The organism is Fodinibius sp. SL11, from assembly GCF_052060035.1.
Classification (GTDB): domain Bacteria; phylum Bacteroidota; class Rhodothermia; order Balneolales; family Balneolaceae; genus Fodinibius.
In genome coordinates, this window is sequence record NZ_JBPOEA010000015.1 from 34,629 (window position 1) to 57,663 (window position 23,035).

Below are 23,035 nucleotides of genomic sequence, written 5' to 3' on the forward strand. Positions count from 1 at the left end.
AAACTTCGGAATATATAATACTGTTATATATTCTAAATTAGGTTGAAATATGTTGTTATCCACTACAATAATCCCATGCGAATACTTGTCGTACTCATAATACTTTTTTCCGTAATGGGGATGATGCAAAAAGCTCGTGCTCAGACTGTTTTCGTATGGAATAAGATATCCGAAAAAGAATTCACGCTCTGGGCGAAAAATAACCTCCCTTGTCCTATACATATTAAGGCCGAACCCGACTCGATGGATATGGATTTCGCCCGCTTTCTACCCAAGGGTAACCAAGAAACTCTGATCCAATTGCCCATTGATTCTTTAAATTCTCCCAACGAGTTCAAGGGGCAAATTAGATATCATCTTACCCTTGGTAATCCTGACGCCAACCACGATCCAAACTACAAATATTTACTTCCTTTTCCCGAAGGCCAATCACATATGCTAATCCAGGGAAACAACTCGGCATTCACTCATGATTTACCAAGCTCAAATTATGCCTTCGATTTCGAGATGTCTGAAAATAGTCTGATTAGTGCTGCGCGTGGTGGTACCGTAGGATTTATAAGCGTCAACAATAAAAAGGGCGGAAATAATGAAAACTACCTGCAACACGCCAATAAGATCATGGTTTGTCATGACGATGGGACCGTTGCTGTATATGCTCATTTAAGGTATAAAGGAGCGATTGTAAATATTGGCGAACAGGTTTATGCCGGACAAATTATTGGCTTCAGCGGAAATACCGGATACTCTACTACCCCCCACCTTCACTTTGCAGTTCTGGCGGGATCAAAATCGATTCCCATCACATTCAAAAACCTGCCGGATACCCTTAAAAGTGGCTTATTTTACGAACAAAACCTGGGATTTTAATGTTAACAATGCCGATTGCTAAACTGTGATCCAATAAATCGGTCGAAAAAGTTATCTTTATAGCTTCATATTCGCTGATCTTTTCACATTATCATATATTTAGCCTCATTAAACTGCTTTATAACAAACGTATATGACAGGTCCAACGAAAAATAATTTTACTATCCTATGGACCTTACTCCTGATACTATTTTTGGGGATTCCTTTGGCAGGAATTGCTCAGCAAAATCAAGACACATCATTAACATCCTCTGCCAACGAAGAGATAAAGCTGGGGCTTGCATTAAGTGGAGGAGGTGCCAAGGGATTTGCCCATATTGGGGTACTCAAAGTGCTTGAGTCAGAAGGTATACCCATTCATATGGTCAGTGGCACCAGCATGGGATCAATCATAGGGTCATTATATGCTGTAGGATATTCTCCGGAAGAGATCGAAAAAATTGCGCTAACTACCAACTGGAATATTCTGTTAAACGACAGTTATGAGATTAATTCGCAGCAAGTTTCAAATAGTATTCTAAGAAGAGATACCTACCTTGTTACCTTGCCTTTTGGGGGGAGAAAAATATCACTACCTACCGGGCTCATTGACGGGCAGAACTTATCGATGTTGCTGTACCGTTTGATGCTCCCTTTTCATGACACCAGAGATTTCACAAACCTGCCGATCCCATTTTCTGCAGTGGCAACTAATTTGGCAACCGGGGAACCCCGCACATTTTCCAGCGGGTATCTGCCTGATGCGGTGCGGGCCAGTATTGCTATACCCAGCATTTTTAAACCGGTTAAAATTGATGGAGAAACATACATCGATGGTGGAGTGGCACGAAATATTCCCGTTGAAGACGTGCAAAATCTTGGCGCCGACTTTGTGATTGCCTCTGATGTTGGAGAACCCATCAGAAAGCTCGATAGCCTTAAAACCTTTGTTGATATCCTTTTTCAGTCGGTGGGATTTCATCAAATAGAGTCAGATAATATCCAAAAAGAAAAAACGGATATCTATATTCGCCCAAATATTAGTGAGTTTTCTACCTTCAGTTATGAAAAAACAACTGAAATTATTCGCCGCGGAGAAGAAGCTGCTCGTCAGGCGCTACCAAAAATCAAAAAAGCGCTGGATATACGTAAGACTGCACCCACAGGCTTTAGACCTATTAACAGAACAAGGCAAGATACCATCCTTGTCTCAGATATTACCTTCAAGAATCTATCTGGTTTAATTCAGCAGCAACAGGTTTTCTTAGCTTTAGATATACAGACTCCGGAAAAGCTCACCCTCTCCCAGCTGGAGCATAAGATAAATCGACTTTATGATTCAGGATTATTTAGCCAAATATCATACCGGCTGCAAAAGAATCACTCTGCCGGGGGCAACCAACTGGTCTTGGAATTCCAGCATAAAGAACAAGAATTTGTTGGGGTTAGCATGCGGTACGACAGCCAATATAAAGCAGCCTTATTATTTGGAGCCTCATTTACTGATAACTTTTTTTGGAATGACCGACTAACCGCTCAACTAAGAGCTGGGGAAATCTTAGAACTTGCTACAAATTATAGTATGCCCGTCAGTCTTGCTCCTCTTATTCATATACAAGGTGGACTTAAGGTTCAACGTTCTCCTATCAACTATTATGATCAGTATCAGGCCTTATCAAGTGTTGATGTAGAAAAGCTAACATTAACTTCATCAACTGACATAAAACTTTGGCAACGTGTACATCTTGAACTCGGTCTCAAAGCAGAACTTTATAATCTTAATGAGGCTATTGGGAATACCCTTGTATTTGGAAATACCAACTTTTTATTTAATCCCTTTTTAACCTTCAACTTAAACACGCTTAATCGTCCCTATTTCCCGACAAGAGGTCAATCTCTCCATTTAAATACTGAAATTTCGGATCCTGTTTGGGGAAGCTCATCAATCTTTTTTCAGACTTCGGGCAAATGGTTTTCCACCCTGCAGCTTATTGATGGAGTAAACCTTTCCAATGAACTGTTTGCAGGGTATTCCTCTACTACAGACTTGCCGCTCCACTACTATTACTATGCAGGAGGGTTATTCCAGAATCCCGTCTTTGAGTTAAAACAGATCCCTTTTATGGGACATCCTGCCCAACAGCTCCGAGCTGCAAATATTAAAGCACTCCGTTCTAAACTTCAGCTCAAACTAAATAAAACCATTTTTCTCAGTGGCGGTGTGAGTCTGGCTCATCTTTCCAATAATTGGACATTCAATCTGGATCAAGAACGGTTAGAAACGGGATATTCGCTTTCGATGGGCGCAAATTCGATCGTAGGGCCAATTGAAGTTGAACTCTCAACGCCAAGCCTTTCCGGCAGTTATGCCGTAAAGCTGAATATGGGGTATCATTTTTAAAAAATTAATGCCCGGAGTTTCATCCCCGGGCACAGACTAAAGATTACAGGTGACCAAAAACTTTAGTCCCTTCTAAAATCTGGTTCCGGTTCCGGCTTATTATCAAGTATTTCTTCAATACGCTCTATTATATCCGGTGTCATTTGATCCACCACATCAATAGCCTTCATATTTTGTTTTACCTGTTCCGGTTTTGAAGCTCCGGTAATGACCGTACTTACATTTTTATTTTTAAGACACCACGCCAAAGCAAAATGTGGCATGGGGATTCCCGCCCCATCTGCTACATCAGCCAACTTCTTCACCTTATTCAACTTCTGGCGTCCGCTCTCGGTCTCGAGCAGCTTTTCGCGCAACCAATCGTACTTCTCAAGCGATAGTCGACTGCCTTCAGGCACACCATCATTATACTTACCCGTCAGCAAACCACTGGCCAATGGACTCCAAATAGTAGTGCCTAAGCCGATCTCATCGTAAAGCGGAGTAAATTCTTTTTCGACCTTCTCACGGCGAAACATATTATACTGGGGTTGATCCATCAACGGTGGACGAAGGTGTTCTTGACGAGCAAAATCATAGGCCTGACGGATTTGTCGCGCCGACCATTCACTGGTTCCCCAGTAGAGTGCCTTCCCCTCTTTTATCATTTGATTCATGCCCCAAACGGTTTCTTCGATGGGTGTATGCTTGTCCGGACGGTGACAGAAAATAAGATCTACATAATCGGTTTGTAATCGTTGTAATGCAGCTTCAGTCCCTTCCTTGATATGCTTAAATGAGAGTCCCTGGTCATTGGGACCTTCGCCGCCCCAAAATATTTTTGTAGACAGTACCAAATCCGAGCGCTTCCACCCTGCTTTTTGGATGATATTACCCATCATAATTTCTGACTGACCTTCGGCGTAAACTTCAGCATTATCAAAAAAGTTAACGCCGGCATCATAGGCTTCTTTCATTGATTCATACGCCACGTCTTCATTGATCTGATCCCCAAACGTGACCCACGATCCAAATGACAGTGCAGAAACTTTAAGTCCTGATCGTCCTAAAAATCGATATTCCATAATAATTTTTTTGGCTCTTTAATAGTTACATTAATAGCGTTTTCTAACACATAACAAAAAGTTTTTCGGGATAAAATCGTTTAAATATTTCCCGATTCCCCAGTCACTTTTTAGGGGCGGAAATTGGTATTCATAGCACTTATATTACCAGCAGATTATAATGGTTTTTATATGCCAGAAAATCCTTCTTTGAAATAATTCAAGAACAGTACGCTTAATTATTTTCTATACTATTAATTTTCAATAATTAACTAACAGAATTTCTGTCATGGCAAAAAGTATGGCTCAAACGGTAGAAGAATACATTGAAGAACTTCCTGAATATCGCAGAGAACCCATTGAAGAGATACGGGAATTGATTCTCGAGAATCTCCCTGATGGCTATGAAGAGACTATTAATTGGGGAATGATAAGTTACGAAATCCCCCTCGAAAAATATCCTGATACCTATAATAATCAACCGCTCAATTATATAGGCTTAGCTGCACAAGAAAATCATAACGCACTTTACCTAATGTCGGTATATCAGGATGAGGAGCTCCAGGAGTGGTTAGAAGAGGAGTTTGAAAAAGCCGGTAAGAAAATGGACATGGGACGTTCTTGTCTACGCTTTAATATGGTAACCGACCTACCGCTGGAGGCTATTGCAACTATCATAAGTAAGCATACACCAGATGAGTTCATTGAAGCTTATGAAGAAATACGCAAGTAGACGTTTTAAACGCACTTGTATTTTTTATAAACGGTAGGCTTCTCTTTTGTGTTACAACGTGTACTTAAAATAGAGTCACCTATGAATACACAAAAAACACAGATTAACAACATAGCGGGGTTACTGTTTACAGCTGTTTCATTAGTTATACTTTCATCAGCTGTATTGCAGGCCCAACCCAATAATACCACTGATACCATGAACACAAAAACTATAGAAGAAGCAACCTTTGGCGCTGGTTGTTTCTGGTGTGTCGAAGCTGTTTTTGAAGAGGTTAAAGGGATAAAATCAGCCGTTGCAGGTTATGCCGGGGGCAAAATTCCCAATCCTACTTACCGACAGGTTTCATCGGGGCAAACCGGACACGCCGAAGTAGCACGCATTACTTACGATCCTTCTGTAATATCGTACGAACAGTTGCTTGAAGTATTTTGGCACACGCACAATCCCACAACCAAAAATCGGCAAGGCGCTGATGTGGGCCCCCAATATCGGTCGGTTATCTTTTATCACAACGATAAACAGAAAGAAATTGCAGAACAATCACTGCAAAAAACGGACAACTCTGATCTCTGGGAAGATCCCATTGTAACCGAAATTGAACCGCTCAAAAACTATTCGGCAGCTGAAAATTACCATCAAAACTATTATGAAAATAATCCCAATGCGGGATATTGCCAGGTAGTAATTGCACCCAAGCTTAAAAAATTCCGTAAGGATTTTTCACATCTGCTTAAAGAAAACGTACAGAAATAATCTCATCGGTCGTTATTTTAAGTTGAACGTATAGACTATTCTACTCCTCTTTCTTAATGGCAAAGCGAAGATTCAAATAGGTCCCATTTTCACTACCCATCTCGTATTCAGCTTCTAACTGTCGAGAAAAATTATCAATCAGACTCATTCCCAGTGTATCACTCACTTCCGGATCTAAATCATCGGGCAGACCTTTACCGTTATCACTTAATCGAGCATGAACCTGTTCGTTTTCCTCAGTTATCCGAATACTTATGGTGTTGTCTTTTTCGTTTGAACCCTTGAAGGCATGCTTAAACGAGTTGGTAACCACTTCGTTTACCAAGAGTGCAAAGGGTACTGCTTGTTTGATATCCAGCTCGATAGGTTCAATATCAATGTTAACTTCAACATCCTGATTGGAGCCGATGGTATCACGAATAGTCTCTACAAGATCACCTATGTAGGTATCACAAGAAATACTACCCAAGCTATCTGAATTATAGAGCTGCTCGTGAATAAGTGCCATCGTTTGAATACGGCGTTCACTCTCCTGCAACGTATCACGTATTAAGGGATCGTCCGACTCATACATCTGTAGCTGAAGCAATCCTGAAACAATCGCCAGGTTATTCTTAACCCTGTGATGTATTTCCTTCAACATCATCTTCTTTTCTTTTAGTGAACTGGAAATCTCCTGCTCATATTTTTTCTCTTCGGTAATGTCAATATACATCCCAAACCCGGCAATGGGTTCATCATCGATATAAACGGGTATAGCTGCTATAAATACGTCAATAAGATCACCGTCTTTGGTGAGGCGCTTAGCTTCTCTGTAAAAACTCTCGAAAGCATATTCCTTCAACGGCATTCGGGGCACTTCTCCCTGCTCGTCTTTCGGCACAATGAACTGGTCAACATCTTTACCCTTGAGCTCTTCCTTGCTAAATCCAAACATCTTTTCAAAACTCTCATTAGCATCCAGTACCTTATTTTCTGGGTCTACCATCACAATACCCGCCGGTGCTTTTAAAAACAGATTGCGGAAGAGTTTTTCACTTTTGCGAAGTTTTTCGCGTGCTTCTACCTGTTCAGACATATCGTGTCCTACCCCTAACAGAAACTCCTCACCGCTGGCATTGAATAACTTGCCCGTAAGGTAATATGGCTTTTTTTCGCCCTCTTTAGTTTTTAGGTAAGCCTCAATATCTGATTTACCCTTCTCAAATACCCTTTGAATTTCCGTTTCAATCAACTCATAATCTTCTTCACTAAAAAAGACATCAGGTGTTATCTGTTTCATCTCTTCATCAGTATACCCCATTTCATCCAACATATTTTGATTCCAGCGGCGATAATTACCCTCCTGATCAAACATATAGAATATACCGGGTAGACTTTCTAATAGCGCTTCATTAAAACGCTTCTCTTCAAGTAACTTCTGTTCAAATTCTTTTTGACTTGAAATATCAATACCGACACACAAAAAGTACATTTCACCTTTGAGCTCAATAAAATAACCCTGCCAAAAGAAGGGTATTATATTTCCTGATTTGGTAATTAAATCCAACTCTGATCCATCTCCCCTGTTACTCCGAACTCGATCAATAGCCTCTTCCATCTTTTCATGCTCACCGGGTGCAATCAGGTCATAAGCCGTTTTGGATTTTATCTCTTCACTTGAATATCCGGTATAACGTTCGGCATAACTATTCCACTCTACAAACTGCAGGCTTTGATCCATCAACAGATAAATGCTGGGCAAGCTGTCTAAAATTGTATCGATATAATTTCTCTGCTCAACCAATGATTTTTCTATTGCCTTTCGGTTCTCAAAGGCCCCGATATTGCGGGATACTGTTTGCAGCAGCGAAATTTCTTCCTCATTCCATTTCCTTCTTTTCTGCGTGTCAGCTAAGCCAATATACCCCTTCCATTCATCATCGATGGTAAGAGGAATAATCAAAATAGACTGCACCTGCTGATCTTCTAAAAAAGATCGATCCGGCTCTGGTAATTCATCAATAGAAGCATGCACCTTTTGTAGCGACGACAACTTCTCATGCAGCCATGGGACATCAGCATATTTAAATGTTCGATCCAGGTTTTTAACGGCAGGTTTTACCCCAGCCTTGGTAACCTCTGTTATCGGATCGAAATAAAGTTTACCGTCAATCTCTTTATTCTTATAAAGGAAAATTCGGTCAGCCTTGATGGCATCTTGAAGCAGTTCCAAACTCTTCTTTACGGCTTCAGAAGAGTTACTCTCCAGTAGTAATTTTGAACATTGAGAAATCACTTTCTGATATTCAAGACGCTTCTCTAATTTTTTTTCAGCCTCTTGACGTCGCCCAATCTCTTGCTTTAGCTCTTCCGTTTTATTCTCTTTGAGCGTTATTTCTGCTTTTTTACGATTGGTGATGTCTATAGAGGAACCATATATCAACTCCTTTCCATCACTGGTTTCTATAACTTTAATTTCATCACGCAACCAACTATAATCTCCCCCTTTGGTTTTAAAACGATACTCGTTTATAGCTGTCCCCCCCTCTTCAAGTACTTTTTGAAACTGAGCAAACACCTCTTCTTTATCATCCGGATGAATCCGATCCGACCAAGCGTTTTCGTGCTCATTAAGATAGGTGGGTGAAAATCCTAAAATATCTTCAGCATTTTGACTAACAGAAAGAATGGGAAAACCTGGAGTAGTAGCACAGGTGAATAAAATAACCGTTCCACTGCTAAAGAGCTCTTCAATGTCATCAGAAAAGCGAGAACCTTCCTTTTTTACCATTAGTTATTATTTATGCCCTAATACTATAGTTATAAACTATTAAAAAACGAACTACTTATTTTTACTTATATAAGTATTTAAAGGCTTTTTAGAAAATACAAATATGTATTAACACACATTAATTTAACAGCTTGTATAAGGATAAAACTTTAGGTAAATACAAATAAACGATCTTCCTCTATTTTAAGTTAAAATGATGAATCTTCAATCATGAACTAACCAACCGGGTTATGAAAATTATTTACTCTGCTTATATCAAGATATCGCTTGTGGCTGTAATGTCATTTTTCATATCAGCAACAGCTTTAGCACAAGAGCGTGGAAATGAAGAACCGCGAAAGAGTCCTAACGCAACGGTAAGTCAAACCATTGGCACAACCGACATTACCATCACCTATGGACGTCCCGCTGTCGATGATCGAACAATCTTTGGAGACTTGGTGCCTTACGGCGAAGTATGGAGAACAGGGGCCAATGAGTCTACGGCTTTGGTTCTCTCTGATGATGTAACTATTGAAGGTAATAAGCTGGAGGCCGGAACCTATTCACTCTATACGATTCCGGGCAAAGATGAATGGACGATAATCATTAACTCAAAGCTATCTTGGGGTACGCAGTACGACAAATCCAAAGATGTATTACGATTTACAACAGAACCTCAAAAGGCAGACTTTTCAGAGCGGCTGCTGTTCTATTTTGAAGATGTTTCTCAAGAATCAGCAACCGTGATATTACACTGGGATACAACCAAAGTACCCTTTACAATTAATATATAGCGCATTATTTCGACATCTAATCCTCTTAAATCATCAGTAAGTGGGGAAGCTTTACCTCACCACAGCCTACTAATATTATTCGTCTTTTTTTGGGGAGCCAATTTTATACTGGCCGAAATTGCTCTTGCCGAAATGTCTCCCATCTCATTTAGCGTATCACGCTTTGCGATGGGAGGCATTGCTATGTTTTTGGTAATGTACTTGCAATACCGCACCGCATGCAGCAAAACTTCGCACGAGGTTCCCTTTTTACCGAAAATAAAAAAAGAAGATTGGCCCCGCCTCTTGTTTGTCTCTGTAATTGGTGCTACGCTGGCCCCTTGGCTGGGCATTGAAGGATTAGGACTTACCCACGGCGCCCGTGCTTCGCTCTGGCTGGCACTCGGTCCTGCTATCAGTACCGGCATCGGCTATTTTTTTAGTACCGAGCAGATGGGAAAGTTTGGCTATGCAGGTGTGTTGCTTGCCGTGATTGGTACGGCTGTTTTAGCCTGGGACGGATTACGTCCGGAACAAGGGTACTGGCTGGGCGATCTCATCCTTATAGTGGCATTGGCCCTCACCGTTATCGAGTTACACGCTATAAAACCCTTGGCACGCGAATACGGGTCCGTCTCTATCGTTGCATTACGAACTGCTATTGGCGGGGCGTTATATATTCTTATCGCTACGCCTGATTTAATTGAAGTTACTTGGTTATCATTAGGACTCTGGACCTGGATTGCTATTATAGCCGGCGGAGCCATCGGGGTGGGAGTTGGACAATGGGTTAAGGTTCGAGCGTTAAAAATACTGGGACCGACTCAAGTGGTGCTCTATGGCAATATGGTACCTATCGCAGCCTTGGTAATTGCTTGGCTCAGCATCGGTGTGAATCCAAACATGATGGAAATTATTTCTGCGGTATTTATTATTACTGGCGCTATATTTATACAAGTGGTGGATAATGAAGCAGGAGCCACTCCAGAAGTCCAAAAAAAGAAGGAAGAAGATTTAACGTTCTTTGCTGAAACCAAACAGGAGAACTAAGAATTAATTGGTTGGACAAAATAAAAAAAGACGGGCCTGCCGACCCGCCTTTTCACTAATCATCTAAACCATAACTATCTATCTTCTAAAATTTAAACGACAGTTGCAGCATAATATTGCGTCCGGCCTGCGGATAATAATAATTAAAAAACTGCTGCTCACCACCCGAGATATATCCATAGGTATAGCCGTTGGATTCGTACATTTCGTTAAAGATATTATTTACTTTTAACGTCGCATCAAGGCTATTAAACAATGGTGTAGTACTCCAATTGTAACTCAGCTGCAGATCATTTACTATGTATGAATCTAATGATCTGCTTTCAGTCTGGGTATTATCCAAATACTGTTTGGAAACATATTTAGTGTTCAGTGCGGCCGAAAATCCTTTATGCGTAATTCGGAATTTCGAGTTGGCAATAACATTCGGGGAAAAAGCAATATCAGTGCCCGTGTAGGTAGTTGTTTCCTGCCCACCGATGTCGTAATTGTCAAGATAGTTGGTATACTCCTCGATTTTATTTCGACTTAAGGTTGCATTACCGGACCATTCGAGGCTTTCAAGAAGCTGAACGCCGGCCTGCAGCTCCAATCCCGCTCGGTAACTGTCGGGCACATTTTGGCGTATATAGGCCCCAACATCATTAATTTCACCGGTTAAAATGAGTTGGTTTTTGTAATTCATGTAATACAGATTGGCTTTTACAAAAAAGCGATCGAAATTACCTTTGTAACCGGCTTCCCAATCGTAGAGGGTTTCGTGCTCCGGCCGATTTTCGGGTGTTGAATTCACATACTCATCACGGGTTGGCTCTTTATTGCCTACACTCATGGAAGCATACACGCGCTGATTATCTTTGAAATTATAGGTCAGGCCCCCTTTGGGATTGAAGAACGTCAACCGATCGGTTTGTTGTACATCCACCACTTGTTGACCGCCACCCGGTGCAGGTTGTCGATCCTTCCCTAAAAACTCATAGGTAATATGGCGAATCTGCGCATCGGCAAAAGCACTTAAATCATCTGTAATATTGTACTTTGCCTTCACATAAGTATTAAAGTCTGTCTTATACGCATTATTATCGTAATACTTATTCTCAACCTCCGTATTACCGGCAAACTCGGCCCATATAACTTCGCCGAAATGGTCCCCATCATACTCATTATATCCTCCGCCGACAGTTATCGACCAGCGTTCGCTTTTATCGTATTGCGTTGAAAATACGCCTCCGTAAAAATGATTATCCAACCAAAGCTGACGGACTAAATCACTCTGCGAAATAGTGGTCCCGGGCAATTGGATGGGATTAAAGCTATATTCATTCAACATCTGATCGGCTTTGTATTCCTCATAATATCCCCGACCGTAGGTATAATGCAGTGAGGCATTGGCATTCCAGTTATCACTTAGCTGATAAGAATAATGCAGTTGGTAGTGATCCTGCTGGTAGTTATCCGTCTGGTTATCATACGGACTGTTGGGCTTTTCCATGCCGGCAGGATTATATGTTCGGTTACCATTTTCTAAGCGGCTTTGGGACACACCATACCACGCCTGATAGGTTTGCTCCTGACCTGAAAAAACATCAACACGGAGCAAGCTATTTTCACCGTGTTTAGCCCCGGACAAATAAAATGATTTTAGATCAGAAAAAGCACGATCAATATAACCGTCGGATTCAATTTTTGAGAGCCGGCCTTCGAACTGCCAACCATTTTCCATCAAACCCGAACCCAGCATAACGTTTGCTTTTCGGGTATTGAAAGAGCCGGCTGCAGTATTGACTTCTCCGTACGCTTCCGGACGCATTTGTGAAGTCTGGATGTTCATAGTTGCACCAAAGGCGGCCGCGCCCTGGGTAGAAGTTCCCACCCCGCGCTGGATCTGAATATTCTCCACTGATGATGCCAGATCGGGCATGTTTACCCAAAACACGTTGTGCGATTCTGCATCATTGAGGGGAATCCCGTTTACCGTCACATTAATACGTCCTTGGTCTACGCCCCGAATGCGCAGACCGGTATAACCAATGCCCGTGCCGGCATCAGAGGTAGTCGTTACAGATGGCGTGCTGCCAATCATATACGGCATATCTTGCCCCAGATTCTGCCGTTCAATATCCTCCCGACTCACATTTTCGTAAGCCATTGGTGAGGCATCATCAACACGCAACGCTTTTACAAAAACCTCGTTACTCATGATCGTCTGCGAAACCAACGAAATATTATATGATTCCTGATCATCCGAGACATCAAGGGTTTTGGTTTTATATCCCACAAACGAAACAGAAATTTTTTGAGTCTTACTATCAAGCAGTTCAAGAAAGAATGTGCCGTCAGCTTCTGCTGAAACACCATTTGATGTACCTGCCTGCACAATATTTGCTCCGGCAAGCGGTTCGCCCGTTTGGGCATCCGTCACTGTTCCAGTTATCGTTTGTGCAAAAAGAGATGAACTAAAAAAGAATATAAAGCACAGAAATGCTGTACTTCTAAGTAGTTTGGAAAACATAAGTTCCTCCGTCTTATAGGTTTATAAGAGCGGGAGATGAACTTGCAAGAAATGCTGATCAATCCAGCAGCGTTTAAAATATGATGTACGCTGCCTTGGTTTCCCTACGCCAGTGTTATCCGGTTCAGGTTCTCAGGGTATGATCTCAGCCTGCTGTTGCAAGCACCCCCAACCTTGGGTGATTTTATTCATCCCTAAGATAAGGGCCTTGCCTCATATCTTCAAAATATGTTTAGCAAATAAAATAAGCGAGCTTGTAAAGCTGGCCTGCTACGAAATGCGTATATACTTATCTTACACACCGATTAATTAAAAGACATGATCGAGCAAAAATGCTTCAAAGAGCAAACCATTTTTTTATCGGATGGCTTTGCCAGCCACCCGATGGGATGTGCTACTGTCCGACCATAAAAACGGCATTGCCAAACAACAGCTTACCGTTATACCAAAATGCGCGAAACAAGGGGTTATCAATCATATAAACCACAGAGCCGGAGCCCATATTCTGTATACCAAAGGTAAGAGTATTTTCGAGCTCTTCTTTAGCTTTATATCCAATAAAGCCGCTCATATGTGCATCTTCTTTGGCCACTCCCACATTCCAGCCATCTTCAAGATAATTATAAGCATCAGAGTCTAACTTTAAGGAAAAATATGCATCATCATATCCGTATGCCAATGGGTGGGTGTTATCCATGGTAATTTTATAAACCGATCCGCTATTAAAACTGGAGATAGATTCCCGCTGCTGATTGCTATAAGTTTCAAGCGCTTCTTGCTGCTCCGAATCTGATGAATCTTCTTTTTTATGGGTTAAGCCAAAACCGTCTTTACCGGCCAAAAAACCATTTGCATCCTGCACCGCAATCAACTTTCCACCATCAGAAACCCACTTTTTAACTTCGGCAAATCGACTACTGTCGATCTGGCTGTTATAATATCCGGAAGGTAAAATCAGCACATCGTACAGATCCAAATCCACTCCATCAAAATATTCAGTATCGAGCAGCGTCACCGGGTATTCAATCTGTTTATCAAAAAAGTGCCAAATTTCACCCACCTGGTACGAGGAGGTCCCTTCACCCGATAAGACCGCGACTTGGGGCTTATCCATATACTGAACAGAAGAAGAGCCTAAGTCGAATCCAGATTGCGCAAAACCGCTCTCCACTGCATTTATTTCCTGATTATGCTTTTTACCAAGATCGCGGACGGTTTTATCAAAAGTTGCCAGATTTTTATTATCGGAGCGCGTTAAAACCAGCGTACCGGGATCGTACACTCGATCGTTCATCTTAAACTCTCCGGTGGCATAACGCACTTTTACATCATGCTTTAACAAATCCGAGAGCAGGCGTAAATCATCCATATCCTCCCAACGAGCTAAATAAGCATAAGGTTTATCGGGGAAATCTTGTTGCACATCTGCTTTTTGGTACTCCAGTGGTTCCACCCGAAGTTGTCGCGTCAAAGCATATCCATCCAATCCGTATGCATAGTGCTGTTCCCACGCGGTAATGTCATAGGTCACCGAATCCTCAAGCTGCGGGCGTGGTTCAAACAACGTTCGAGCAAGTACTCCTTTCGGTTGGCGGGCACTAACCAAATAGTCTCCTTCGGTAACCCGAACCCTTTGAGTACTCCCTGTTTGATAATTGTATCCGCTTAGGGTTGCTCCGGATTGGGCCTGCCCATACTCAATTTTATGCTTGTCCAGTAAATCAAATAATGCTTTTAGCTTATCAGGATTGTTATCTTGCTTGATAACAAACGTTTTGTATTCTCCTTCAGGATTTTTTTGTGCCGTTTGATAGTAATCAGCGAATTCCGATACCAGTTTTTCAGCATTCATTGAACTTATTTCAACTGTCGACAGCCCCGTAGTATAATGATGCATCAGGCGATCATTAAGGGTAAGTGTATCCCCCTCTTCCGTTGTGATGCCCAATCCCGCCCGACTGTTCCCGGCCTGTTCGTAGGTCATCCCAATAGCCCCATTAAAGATTGGATAGGTATCGCCATAACTGGGATAAAACAGGTCAAATACTTCGCGCGTAAAATAAAGCCATCCCTTTTCATCAAAATATTTGGCATTATTTTCACCAATAGTGTATTGAAAATCAGATTGCCAATCGGTTATAGCATTGTGGAATGGCTTGGCGGCGGGAGCAAAATAGTAGGGAGAATTTACACTCTGCTCGTGAAAATCAACATGGATATGCGGCATCCAGTTTTGGTACTCGGCAACGCGCTGACGACTTTCTTTTTGCGTCAACCATGCCCAATCACGATTTAAATCGAAATAGTAATGATTCGAACGTCCCTGCGGCCACGGCTCGTGATGTTCACGTGCATCGGGATGGACATTCATCTTTTCTCCAACTGTGCTTTTGTACCAATTCACATAACGATCTCGTCCATCGGGATTCAGCATCGGATCTATCACCACAACCGTATTCTCCAGCCACGTTTTAGTGTCGGTATTGTCTGAACGAACAAGTTCATAAATAGTCTTCATGGCCGCCTCGCTGCTGGAGGTCTCATTGCCATGTACATTATAGCTGAGCCAGACAATAGCTGTATTGTCCTCCGTTGGCGTACCATCTACTAAGCCGGTACGTTTTAAGTTATTCATTCGAATTTCCTCAATCCGTTGCATATTTGGCTCACTTGAAACAGCGGCCAACATCAACTCACGGCCTTCATTGGTCGTACCATATTTTTTACCCTCAACAAGCGGCGACTGTTCGGCCACATACCAAAAATAGTCCATTACTTTATGGTGGGGAGTCCACTCTGAACCCAATTCGTATCCTAAAAAGTCCGATGGCGATTTCACCATATCTTGGGCCACACTATCCACAGACCCAAATCCAATGAATAATATCAAAATAATTAAAAGCCGTGGTATTCTACGCATAATATTTGTTTTCGTGTATGTTATAATGAGTGCTAAACGACGTTGAAGCTAACTGATGTGTTACGGTGACTCTTTTGTGCTTGTATCTTCAAGAGCATTTTCAACTTGTTTGACAACCGTATCCACGATAGCGTTTGGAATAGGGATAGACAAGTTATAATGAGCAATTCTCCATGTTTCTTCCTGCTTTACGAGAACGCCAGAACCACGCGCCGGACCTAAATTGGGCGTGTCAAGCGATTCATCAAACCAAGCTGTTTGCCCGTTATCAGATAGGTAAATATGTCGATCTACCGGCGTAAAATCCCACGCCTGACCATCATCAAAGTAGGGTTTAGCCCATGGCTTAAATTCCGCAATCGTCCACCGCTCAGTGGCATCAGTCCCCATAAAGATGGCGCTGTCGCTTGTAAAATGCATGAAATAACGTTCAAAATTAGCTTCAGATGCAGCTAAGTGCCAATCATCAAGAATGGTATTAATAGCTTTTTTTTGTACTTGCCGCGATTGTTCATTGCCTGAAGAGCACCCGACCGTCAGCACAAAAAGAGCAGGAATGATTAGAATGTAGATGAGCGTTTTATTAACCATAAAATATAGAGAGTAAATTTGCTTTGTGGAATGTATAAAAAAATCGAGATCAAAAGGAATTAATTAATCCGCTAAGGAACTGCTAAAAAAGGGAGCTATTTATTACCTTTATCCATCAAAAATTAAGAATAAAACTACTCGCTTTTTATGTCTGTAACAAATGCTGAAATTGCCGAACGGCTCCGTGAAATATATCAGCTTATGCAGTTGGCCGGTGAAAACCGTTTTCGTGCTATTGCCTTCGACCGTGCCGCTCAAACCATTGAATCTCTGAACGAAGATATTAATGATTATATTGAAAACGATTCTTTGACTGATATCAAAGGTATTGGCAACTCTATTGCACAAGATATCAAATCGTACGCAAATACGGGCACAATCGAGGTACTGGAAAGCCTGCGCGAACGCATCCCCGAGGGCATTATTAAGTGGTTGGATATTTCTGGATTGGGTCCCAAAAATATCGCTAAAATTCACGATCAGCTGGGTATTTCAGAACTTGATGAACTCAAAGAAGCCTGCCAAGACGGCCGAGTGGCCTCACTCGACGGGCTGGGGGAAAAATCCGCACAGAAGATTTTGAAATCCATCGAATGGATGGAACAGTTCGACGAACGCTGTCGGCTGGATGAAGCCACCGCAATAGCAGAACCCATGTATGATTTTCTTAAAGAGCGAGAAGGCGTTGAAACTATCGAAATTGCCGGTTCGCTCCGCCGATCAAAAGAAACCATCGGTGATGTGGATATTTTAATCGGCGCCGATGAAAAATATATAACAGATCTATTTGATGCTTTTGTAGATCACGAGCTGGTCGTCGAGGTGCTGGGACGCGGCGATACCAAGAGCTCCATCCGAACCGAAAATGGCCGTCAGGTTGATTTACGCATCGTAAAACCTGACCAATTTTCCGCCGCACTGATGTACTTTACCGGTAGCAAAGAGCACAATGTGGTGTTACGCCAGCGGGCACGCGAACGCGGCTTGTCACTAAACGAATACGGACTCTTTAAACTTGATGAAGAAGGAAATACCAATTTCGATCAACCGATAGATTACACTTCCGAAACGGATATCTATAAACACCTTGACCTTCACTTCGTACCTCCGGAGTTGCGCGAAGATCGTGGAGAGATTGAGTTTTTCGAATCTCACCAATCCATGGAGTTGGTTACTACTGATGATATCCGGGGCGTTCTTCATGCCCACAGTACCTACAGCGATGGCAAATTCTCGATAAGAGCGATGGCTGAGGCCTGTATCGAACGTGGCTACGAGTATCTGGGAATGAGTGATCACTCCAAAACCGCAGCCTATGCCGGCGGTCTTTCCGTGGATCAGATTAAACAGCAGTGGAAAGAGATTGATCAATTAAACGAAGAGTTCGCTGCAAATGATACCGATTTTAGAATATTTAAAGGTATTGAGTCTGATATTCTGAGTGATGGCAGCCTGGACTATGACGATGACATTCTGGAGGGGTTCGATTTCGTGATTGCCAGTGTACACAATGGCCTTGATATGTCGCGCGAAAAGATGATGATGCGCTTCCGTAATGCTATCAAAAATCCATATACCGATATCGTGGGCCACCCAACAGGACGCCTGCTGCTACAACGTGACGGCAGCGACCTGGATATGAATGAGCTGATTGAGCTGGCTGCCGACCATAACACCGCTATTGAAATAAATGCGAATCCCTATCGGTTGGATTTAGATTGGAGGCACGGCAACAAAGCCAAAGAGGTAGGCTTGATGTCCAGCATTAATCCCGATGCGCACAGCAAAAAAGGAATTGACTACATATCTTATGGCGTGCGTATTGCGCGAAAGGCCAAATTTGAGAAAGAGCGTATTTTAAACACAAAACCTGCCAATGAACTGATGGAGTGGTTCCAAAACCACCGGTAATATTACAACTTTTTCTCTGTCGAGCCCCGCTTAACTAAAATAGGATCAGAAACCTGCTGAACAACGGGAGTATCAGCAGCACCAATTAACTTGGTCATCTGTTTTATAGCATTAACTCCTATGGTATACATTTTTTGGTCTACTGTTGTCAGGTCGAGGTATTTGCTCAACTTAATATTATCGTAGCCCATCATAGCTACATCTTCGGGCACCTTAATACCCAACCGTGACAGTGCATACATCGCACCAGTGGCCAATGTATCATTCAGACAAAAAATAGCCTCTGGGAACGTCCCCTGCTTATCAAATTTGTGTATAGCTTCAAACCCCGACTCTTCCGAAAATCCGGCATGCTTGCTAATTGATCCTCTTACAAAATGTTCTTCCTTCACTTCAATACCCTGCTCATCCAAGTACTCCTGAAATCCTCTCGTTCGTTCCTTCGTTATAGTCGATTCTTCTGCTGCCGAAATAATGCCGATCGATCTATACCCTTGATTCACCAGATGTTCGGCCGCCATATAGCCCCCCTTATAATCGTCAACCTGAAAATAGCTATGGTCAGGGTGGGTAGTATTTATCAGCACCGTTTTTACTTCAGTGGCTTGCATCTGTTTATGGATACGTTCGGGTATATCAACCGAAATAATAATTAAAGCATCAGCGATACCTCGTCCGAAAAACTCTCTCAAACCTTGTTGAGGAGTATCCGATCCGGTATTATAAATCATCATATCCAGATCAGTATGGCCTATTTCATCTTTGATACCTTTGAGCACTTCATTATAGTATGGGGTGGTAAATGAGGGCACCACCACTCCTAAAAGTTCCGTTTTGCTACTGGCCAATTTTCGAGCTGTTAACCGCGGGGCATAATTCATCTCACGCATTGCCTTTAGAATACGTTTCTTGGTCTTATCCGAAACGCGAGGCGAATCATTAAGAACCCGTGAAACAGTAGCCGTACTTACGCCAACTTTTTTGGCAACTTCATAAATAGTAGGTTTTTTAGCCATGACAGAAAGAGTAATCTCACTTTAAAAAAGTAATCCGTTCCTTTTATTATTTTTCGCAACGAATATATATTATAGCACAGATTGGATAGTACATATTATTTGTGAACTTTTTAAACTACAAAATAAATCAGCAATAGTTCGAGTTAGTAATGTACATCACACTCTCACATAACATTTTTGTTATGAAACGATTATCCATTTATACATTCACTTTGCTACTGGTGGTATCTTGGATTTTGGGCGACCACACAGCTGTACAGGCTCAACAATCCAAAAAAATTATTTTAGCCGGTTATAAACATAAACCTCCAGTTGCAACCACCGGTTCAGGTCTGGCTACCATTCAATTACATGGTGATACCCTTACCGTAAAAGGAAAATTTAAAGATTTGACCGGAAATTTTTCAGGCGCCTATCTGATGGTGAGCCTTCGAAGAAAAGGAAGAAATCAACTCTACCGGTTAAAAGCTGATTTGAACGAAGAAAAAACCGGCGGCACCTTTATTGGTGAGGAAAATCGATATGTCCTTTCCGCTTCAGAAAAGGCCTTGTTAAAAAGAGGAGATCTGTATATCAATATTAGTTCCTTCAAAAACAAACAAGGGGAACTTCGCGGAAATATTGGCCCGATGGGAAAATAACTTACTCTTACATACTTGATTGCTGCCACATGGAATGATCCTGTTTATAAAATAGGTTGTACCTCCTAATCTCATTAACAAACATTTAACGCTGATAATATTAATCTAACTTTATGAAAATAGTTCTTTCACCTGCAAAATCATTGGATTACGAAAGCGAACTGCCAACTGATAAAGCCACCCAGCCCCGTTTTTTGGATGAGGCGGAAACGCTAAACAATGAACTGGCTGAAATGTCGAAAGAGGAACTGAAAGACCTCATGGACATCAGCCAGAATTTGGCAGATCTGAATTATGAACGCTATCAAAAGTTTTCTACGCCGTTCAACAAAGAAAATGCCCGCCCCTGTATTTATGCCTTTAACGGTTCGGCCTATAAAGAGCTTGATGCCTATACCATTGATGAAGATCATATTGACTTCCTCCAAGACAGCCTGCGTATCCTCTCGGGAATGTATGGAATACTTCGTCCATTAGATTTAATGCAACCCTACCGCTTGGAAATGGGAACCAAGATGCAAGTAAACGGTCATGATCGGCTATATAAATTCTGGGGCAACAGCCTTACCGAGGCATTGAATGATGAACTTGAAGATGAAGAACTCTTCGTCAACCTTGCAAGCAATGAATACTTTAAAGCCCTGCAACCGGACGAGTTAAAAGTGGATGTCATCACTCCAAAATTCAAAGATTTCAAAAATGGCGATTTAAAAACGATCGGTTTTTATGCCAAGAAAAACCGCGGTACCATGGCCCGTTATCTGGTTGAAAATGAAATTGATTCCTATGAAGGGTTACTCGGCTTCAACGGAAATGATTACAGCTACAGCGAAGAACATACCGAAGATAAAACTGAGCCGGTATTTATTCGGTAAGTACTACCGAACCTACAACACTTTAAACCTTCCGGGGTTCATTGCCTTGGAAGGTTTTTTGTTTTTAGATAATAATATCAAAACCTATGACGCTTTGGGTAGGCTCACATAAAAAGTAGACCCTTCTCCTACAGTACTCTCCAGCTCAATAGTGCCATTTTGTTTTTCTACAAACTCCTTACACAGCTTTAAACCCAGTCCGCTGCCGTTTTCATTATTAGTGCCCGAACGCGAATTCCCCTGCAAAGAAAAAAGTCCTTCACGTTCTTCTTCAGGAATTCCAATGCCCGTATCTTCCACCTTGAAGATTACCTCATCATTTTGCTCTTTTGCCGTAATCGTAACGGAATCTCCCTCATTTGAAAACTTAATCGCATTACTGACCAAATTACGAATAATTAACTGCAAAAGATTGATATCCGCTTCAGCCTCAATGGTTGTATCCACCTCATTTACAAGTGTTATTGATTTGTGACTGGCCGAAAAGGACAAGTTTTCAATCACCTCATCTACAGCTTCAAAAGCTGAAACTTTCTCAATATCTATCTTCAATCCTGTCATCTGACTATTTGCCCAGTTCAGCAAGTTATCCATCATGTTTATATTCTCGCGGATCGAAATCTCCAACTCCGAGGCGATTTCTCTGATTTCTTCAAGCTCAAGGTCTTCATTCTTTAACAGATAAAATACTCCCTGCATTGATGACATCGGCGAACGGAGATCATGAGCAATAATCCCCATCATTTTATTCTTTACTTCATTCAACTCTTCAAGCTCCTTATTGATGCGTTCCCGTTCTTTATTTGATCTATATAACAGATACAACGAAATGATGACAATGATAAGGACCACTGTAAATGCAATAATCAACCAATTCTGAGTTTGTATTCGAGCTTCTTGCTCATCTTGACGTTCCTGCAACAGCTGATTTATTTTTTGCTGCTGACGAAGTCCCAATTCCGTTTCGGCAAGGGCCAGCTGTTCATCCTGCTGAGCTTCAGTTAAACTATCGGACACCTGTTTAACCAGTTCGTGATACTTGAGTGCTTTATCAAAATTATTCGCTTTCTTATATGATTTATACAATTTATCTGCGGCAGTTACTCGAAATGGAGGAACATCAACTTTCTGGCCAACATCAAAAGCATTACTGTAAAAATCAGTAGCCTCTGTATAATCACTGCGAGCAACGGAGACATCTCCAAGACCAATTAGGTTATGAAACAGCCCAGCCGGGACCCCTGCTTGACGGGCATACTCCAAAGACTCTTGAAAATGCTCTTCAGCCTTTTTAAGCTCAGAAACCTTTAAATAAAACACTCCCATACTATGCAAAAGTTGTATAGGCGGAATATCGGGACGAACTTTTTTCTGAAGCGCCCAAGCTTCTTCGTATACTTCTCGTGACTTTTTATAATTACCGAGATCACGATGCGCGCTGGCTAAGTTATGCTTAGACCGCAATAATGTATTATAGAATCCCTGCTGCTCGCTAATAGCAATCGATTCTTCCAGATACGGGATGGCCTCTTCGTAATCACCCTTTTGAAAATAAAGGTTCCCCAAATTATTCAAGGCGGTAGCCAAAAAACTGCTATCCTCCACAATCTCGGCAAATGTAATTCCATCTTGATAAAGAGATACCGCTTTGCTGAGATTACCTAAATTCTCATAAATAGAAGCTTTATTGGTTTTGATAGCCGCATATACTTTCGGACTTTCCAACGAATCAACCAGTGCCAATCCCTGATTATACGTCTTCATCGCTTCAGGGTATTTAGACTGGTATCGGTAGGCCGTCGCCAATAAATTCAGGGTCCGTGTTTGGATGATCCCATCCGAAGATCGTTCAGCAGCTCGTCGAAGTACGGTCTCCGCCGAATCATAACTGCTTGTCTCCAGATAATACTCCCCAAGATCTTTTTCGACCGCTTTGAGCAATAATGAGACGTCAAGAGAATCAGCTGCCTCATATGCTCGTCCAAGTAATTTCCGCTGTCTGCGAATATCTCCCTCTCCTTTGGAAACACCAGCTTCTTCCAGATAAGAATGTACCAGCGCACTATCCGATCGAGCCGTCACTTCATCCGGACCAGCCTGCATATTATCTTGAGCACTTGCAACCGATACCGGCAGAACCACTGCAAAAAAAAGAATAGCCGAGATCCTGAACACCATCGCCTTCTAAACCACTTACTTTATCGATTTA

General features: G+C 41.9%; 16 protein-coding genes and 1 riboswitch. Of the genes, 9 read left to right on the forward strand and 7 right to left on the reverse strand.

Going from position 1 to position 23,035, the window contains the following annotated elements; all coding sequences use genetic code 11:
• Positions 1-75 precede the first annotated feature (75 nt).
• Together ACQ76V_RS13475 and ACQ76V_RS13480 are read left to right on the forward strand one after the other, a co-directional pair.
• Positions 76-870 carry a M23 family metallopeptidase gene (locus tag ACQ76V_RS13475; RefSeq protein WP_441001027.1) on the forward strand — a complete coding sequence of 265 codons (795 nt, stop codon included), beginning with the start codon at positions 76-78 and terminating at the stop codon, positions 868-870.
• Between the two features lie 133 nt (positions 871-1,003).
• On the forward strand, positions 1,004-3,250 hold the full coding sequence (locus tag ACQ76V_RS13480; RefSeq protein ID WP_441001028.1) for a patatin-like phospholipase family protein: 2,247 nt from the start codon (positions 1,004-1,006) through the stop codon (positions 3,248-3,250).
• A gap of 62 nt (positions 3,251-3,312) precedes the next feature.
• Here the strand turns inward: ACQ76V_RS13480 and ACQ76V_RS13485 are convergent, their stop codons facing one another.
• The gene (locus ACQ76V_RS13485; protein WP_441001029.1) at positions 3,313-4,314 is read right to left on the reverse strand and encodes a potassium channel beta subunit family protein; all 1,002 of its coding nucleotides are present in this window, start codon (positions 4,312-4,314) and stop codon (positions 3,313-3,315) included.
• A 268-nt stretch (positions 4,315-4,582) separates the two neighbouring features.
• On the opposite strand from ACQ76V_RS13485, the gene ACQ76V_RS13490 reads away from it, so the two are divergent.
• Together ACQ76V_RS13490 and msrA are read left to right on the forward strand one after the other, a co-directional pair.
• A complete protein-coding gene (locus ACQ76V_RS13490; protein ID WP_441001030.1) occupies positions 4,583-5,026 on the forward strand; it encodes a DUF1801 domain-containing protein in 444 nt (147 codons plus the stop codon).
• 81 nt (positions 5,027-5,107) lie between these two features.
• Positions 5,108-5,782: a peptide-methionine (S)-S-oxide reductase MsrA gene (gene msrA / locus ACQ76V_RS13495; RefSeq protein ID WP_441001031.1), complete on the forward strand. Its 675-nt coding sequence runs from the start codon at positions 5,108-5,110 to the stop codon at positions 5,780-5,782.
• A 40-nt stretch (positions 5,783-5,822) separates the two neighbouring features.
• Here the strand turns inward: msrA and ACQ76V_RS13500 are convergent, their stop codons facing one another.
• Entirely contained in the window at positions 5,823-8,555 is a 2,733-nt protein-coding gene (locus tag ACQ76V_RS13500; RefSeq protein WP_441001032.1) for a PAS domain S-box protein, read from the reverse strand.
• Positions 8,556-8,785: 230 nt separating this feature from the next.
• Here ACQ76V_RS13500 and ACQ76V_RS13505 point away from each other — a divergent pair, with 230 nt between their 5' ends.
• Positions 8,786-9,331 carry a DUF2911 domain-containing protein gene (locus ACQ76V_RS13505; RefSeq protein ID WP_441001033.1) on the forward strand — a complete coding sequence of 182 codons (546 nt, stop codon included), beginning with the start codon at positions 8,786-8,788 and terminating at the stop codon, positions 9,329-9,331.
• Between the two features lie 72 nt (positions 9,332-9,403).
• Positions 9,404-10,360, forward strand: coding sequence for a DMT family transporter (locus ACQ76V_RS13510; protein ID WP_441001053.1), 957 nt, complete (start codon positions 9,404-9,406; stop codon positions 10,358-10,360).
• A gap of 85 nt (positions 10,361-10,445) precedes the next feature.
• Here the strand turns inward: ACQ76V_RS13510 and ACQ76V_RS13515 are convergent, their stop codons facing one another.
• From ACQ76V_RS13515 to ACQ76V_RS13525, 3 genes are all read right to left on the reverse strand, one after another.
• Positions 10,446-12,872, reverse strand: a complete 2,427-nt coding sequence (locus ACQ76V_RS13515; protein ID WP_441001034.1) for a TonB-dependent receptor — start codon at positions 12,870-12,872, stop codon at positions 10,446-10,448.
• Between the two features lie 84 nt (positions 12,873-12,956).
• A riboswitch (TPP riboswitch) is annotated at positions 12,957-13,052 on the reverse strand.
• Between the two features lie 214 nt (positions 13,053-13,266).
• Complete coding sequence (locus tag ACQ76V_RS13520) at positions 13,267-15,792, reverse strand: M14 metallopeptidase family protein (RefSeq protein ID WP_441001035.1); 2,526 nt, start codon at positions 15,790-15,792, stop codon at positions 13,267-13,269.
• Between the two features lie 60 nt (positions 15,793-15,852).
• Complete coding sequence (locus tag ACQ76V_RS13525; protein WP_441001036.1) at positions 15,853-16,383, reverse strand: nuclear transport factor 2 family protein; 531 nt, start codon at positions 16,381-16,383, stop codon at positions 15,853-15,855.
• Positions 16,384-16,530: 147 nt separating this feature from the next.
• On the opposite strand from ACQ76V_RS13525, the gene polX reads away from it, so the two are divergent.
• Entirely contained in the window at positions 16,531-18,294 is a 1,764-nt protein-coding gene (polX, locus tag ACQ76V_RS13530) for a DNA polymerase/3'-5' exonuclease PolX (protein WP_441001037.1), read from the forward strand.
• A gap of 2 nt (positions 18,295-18,296) precedes the next feature.
• Here polX and ACQ76V_RS13535 read toward each other — a convergent pair whose 3' ends face one another.
• The gene (locus tag ACQ76V_RS13535) at positions 18,297-19,310 is read right to left on the reverse strand and encodes a LacI family DNA-binding transcriptional regulator (RefSeq protein ID WP_441001038.1); all 1,014 of its coding nucleotides are present in this window, start codon (positions 19,308-19,310) and stop codon (positions 18,297-18,299) included.
• A gap of 182 nt (positions 19,311-19,492) precedes the next feature.
• Here ACQ76V_RS13535 and ACQ76V_RS13540 point away from each other — a divergent pair, with 182 nt between their 5' ends.
• A complete protein-coding gene (locus tag ACQ76V_RS13540) occupies positions 19,493-19,951 on the forward strand; it encodes a CHRD domain-containing protein (RefSeq protein WP_441001039.1) in 459 nt (152 codons plus the stop codon).
• A 113-nt stretch (positions 19,952-20,064) separates the two neighbouring features.
• Positions 20,065-20,826 carry a peroxide stress protein YaaA gene (gene yaaA / locus ACQ76V_RS13545; protein WP_441001040.1) on the forward strand — a complete coding sequence of 254 codons (762 nt, stop codon included), beginning with the start codon at positions 20,065-20,067 and terminating at the stop codon, positions 20,824-20,826.
• Positions 20,827-20,910: 84 nt separating this feature from the next.
• Here the strand turns inward: yaaA and ACQ76V_RS13550 are convergent, their stop codons facing one another.
• A complete protein-coding gene (locus tag ACQ76V_RS13550; RefSeq protein ID WP_441001041.1) occupies positions 20,911-23,004 on the reverse strand; it encodes a tetratricopeptide repeat-containing sensor histidine kinase in 2,094 nt (697 codons plus the stop codon).
• Positions 23,005-23,035 lie beyond the last annotated feature (31 nt).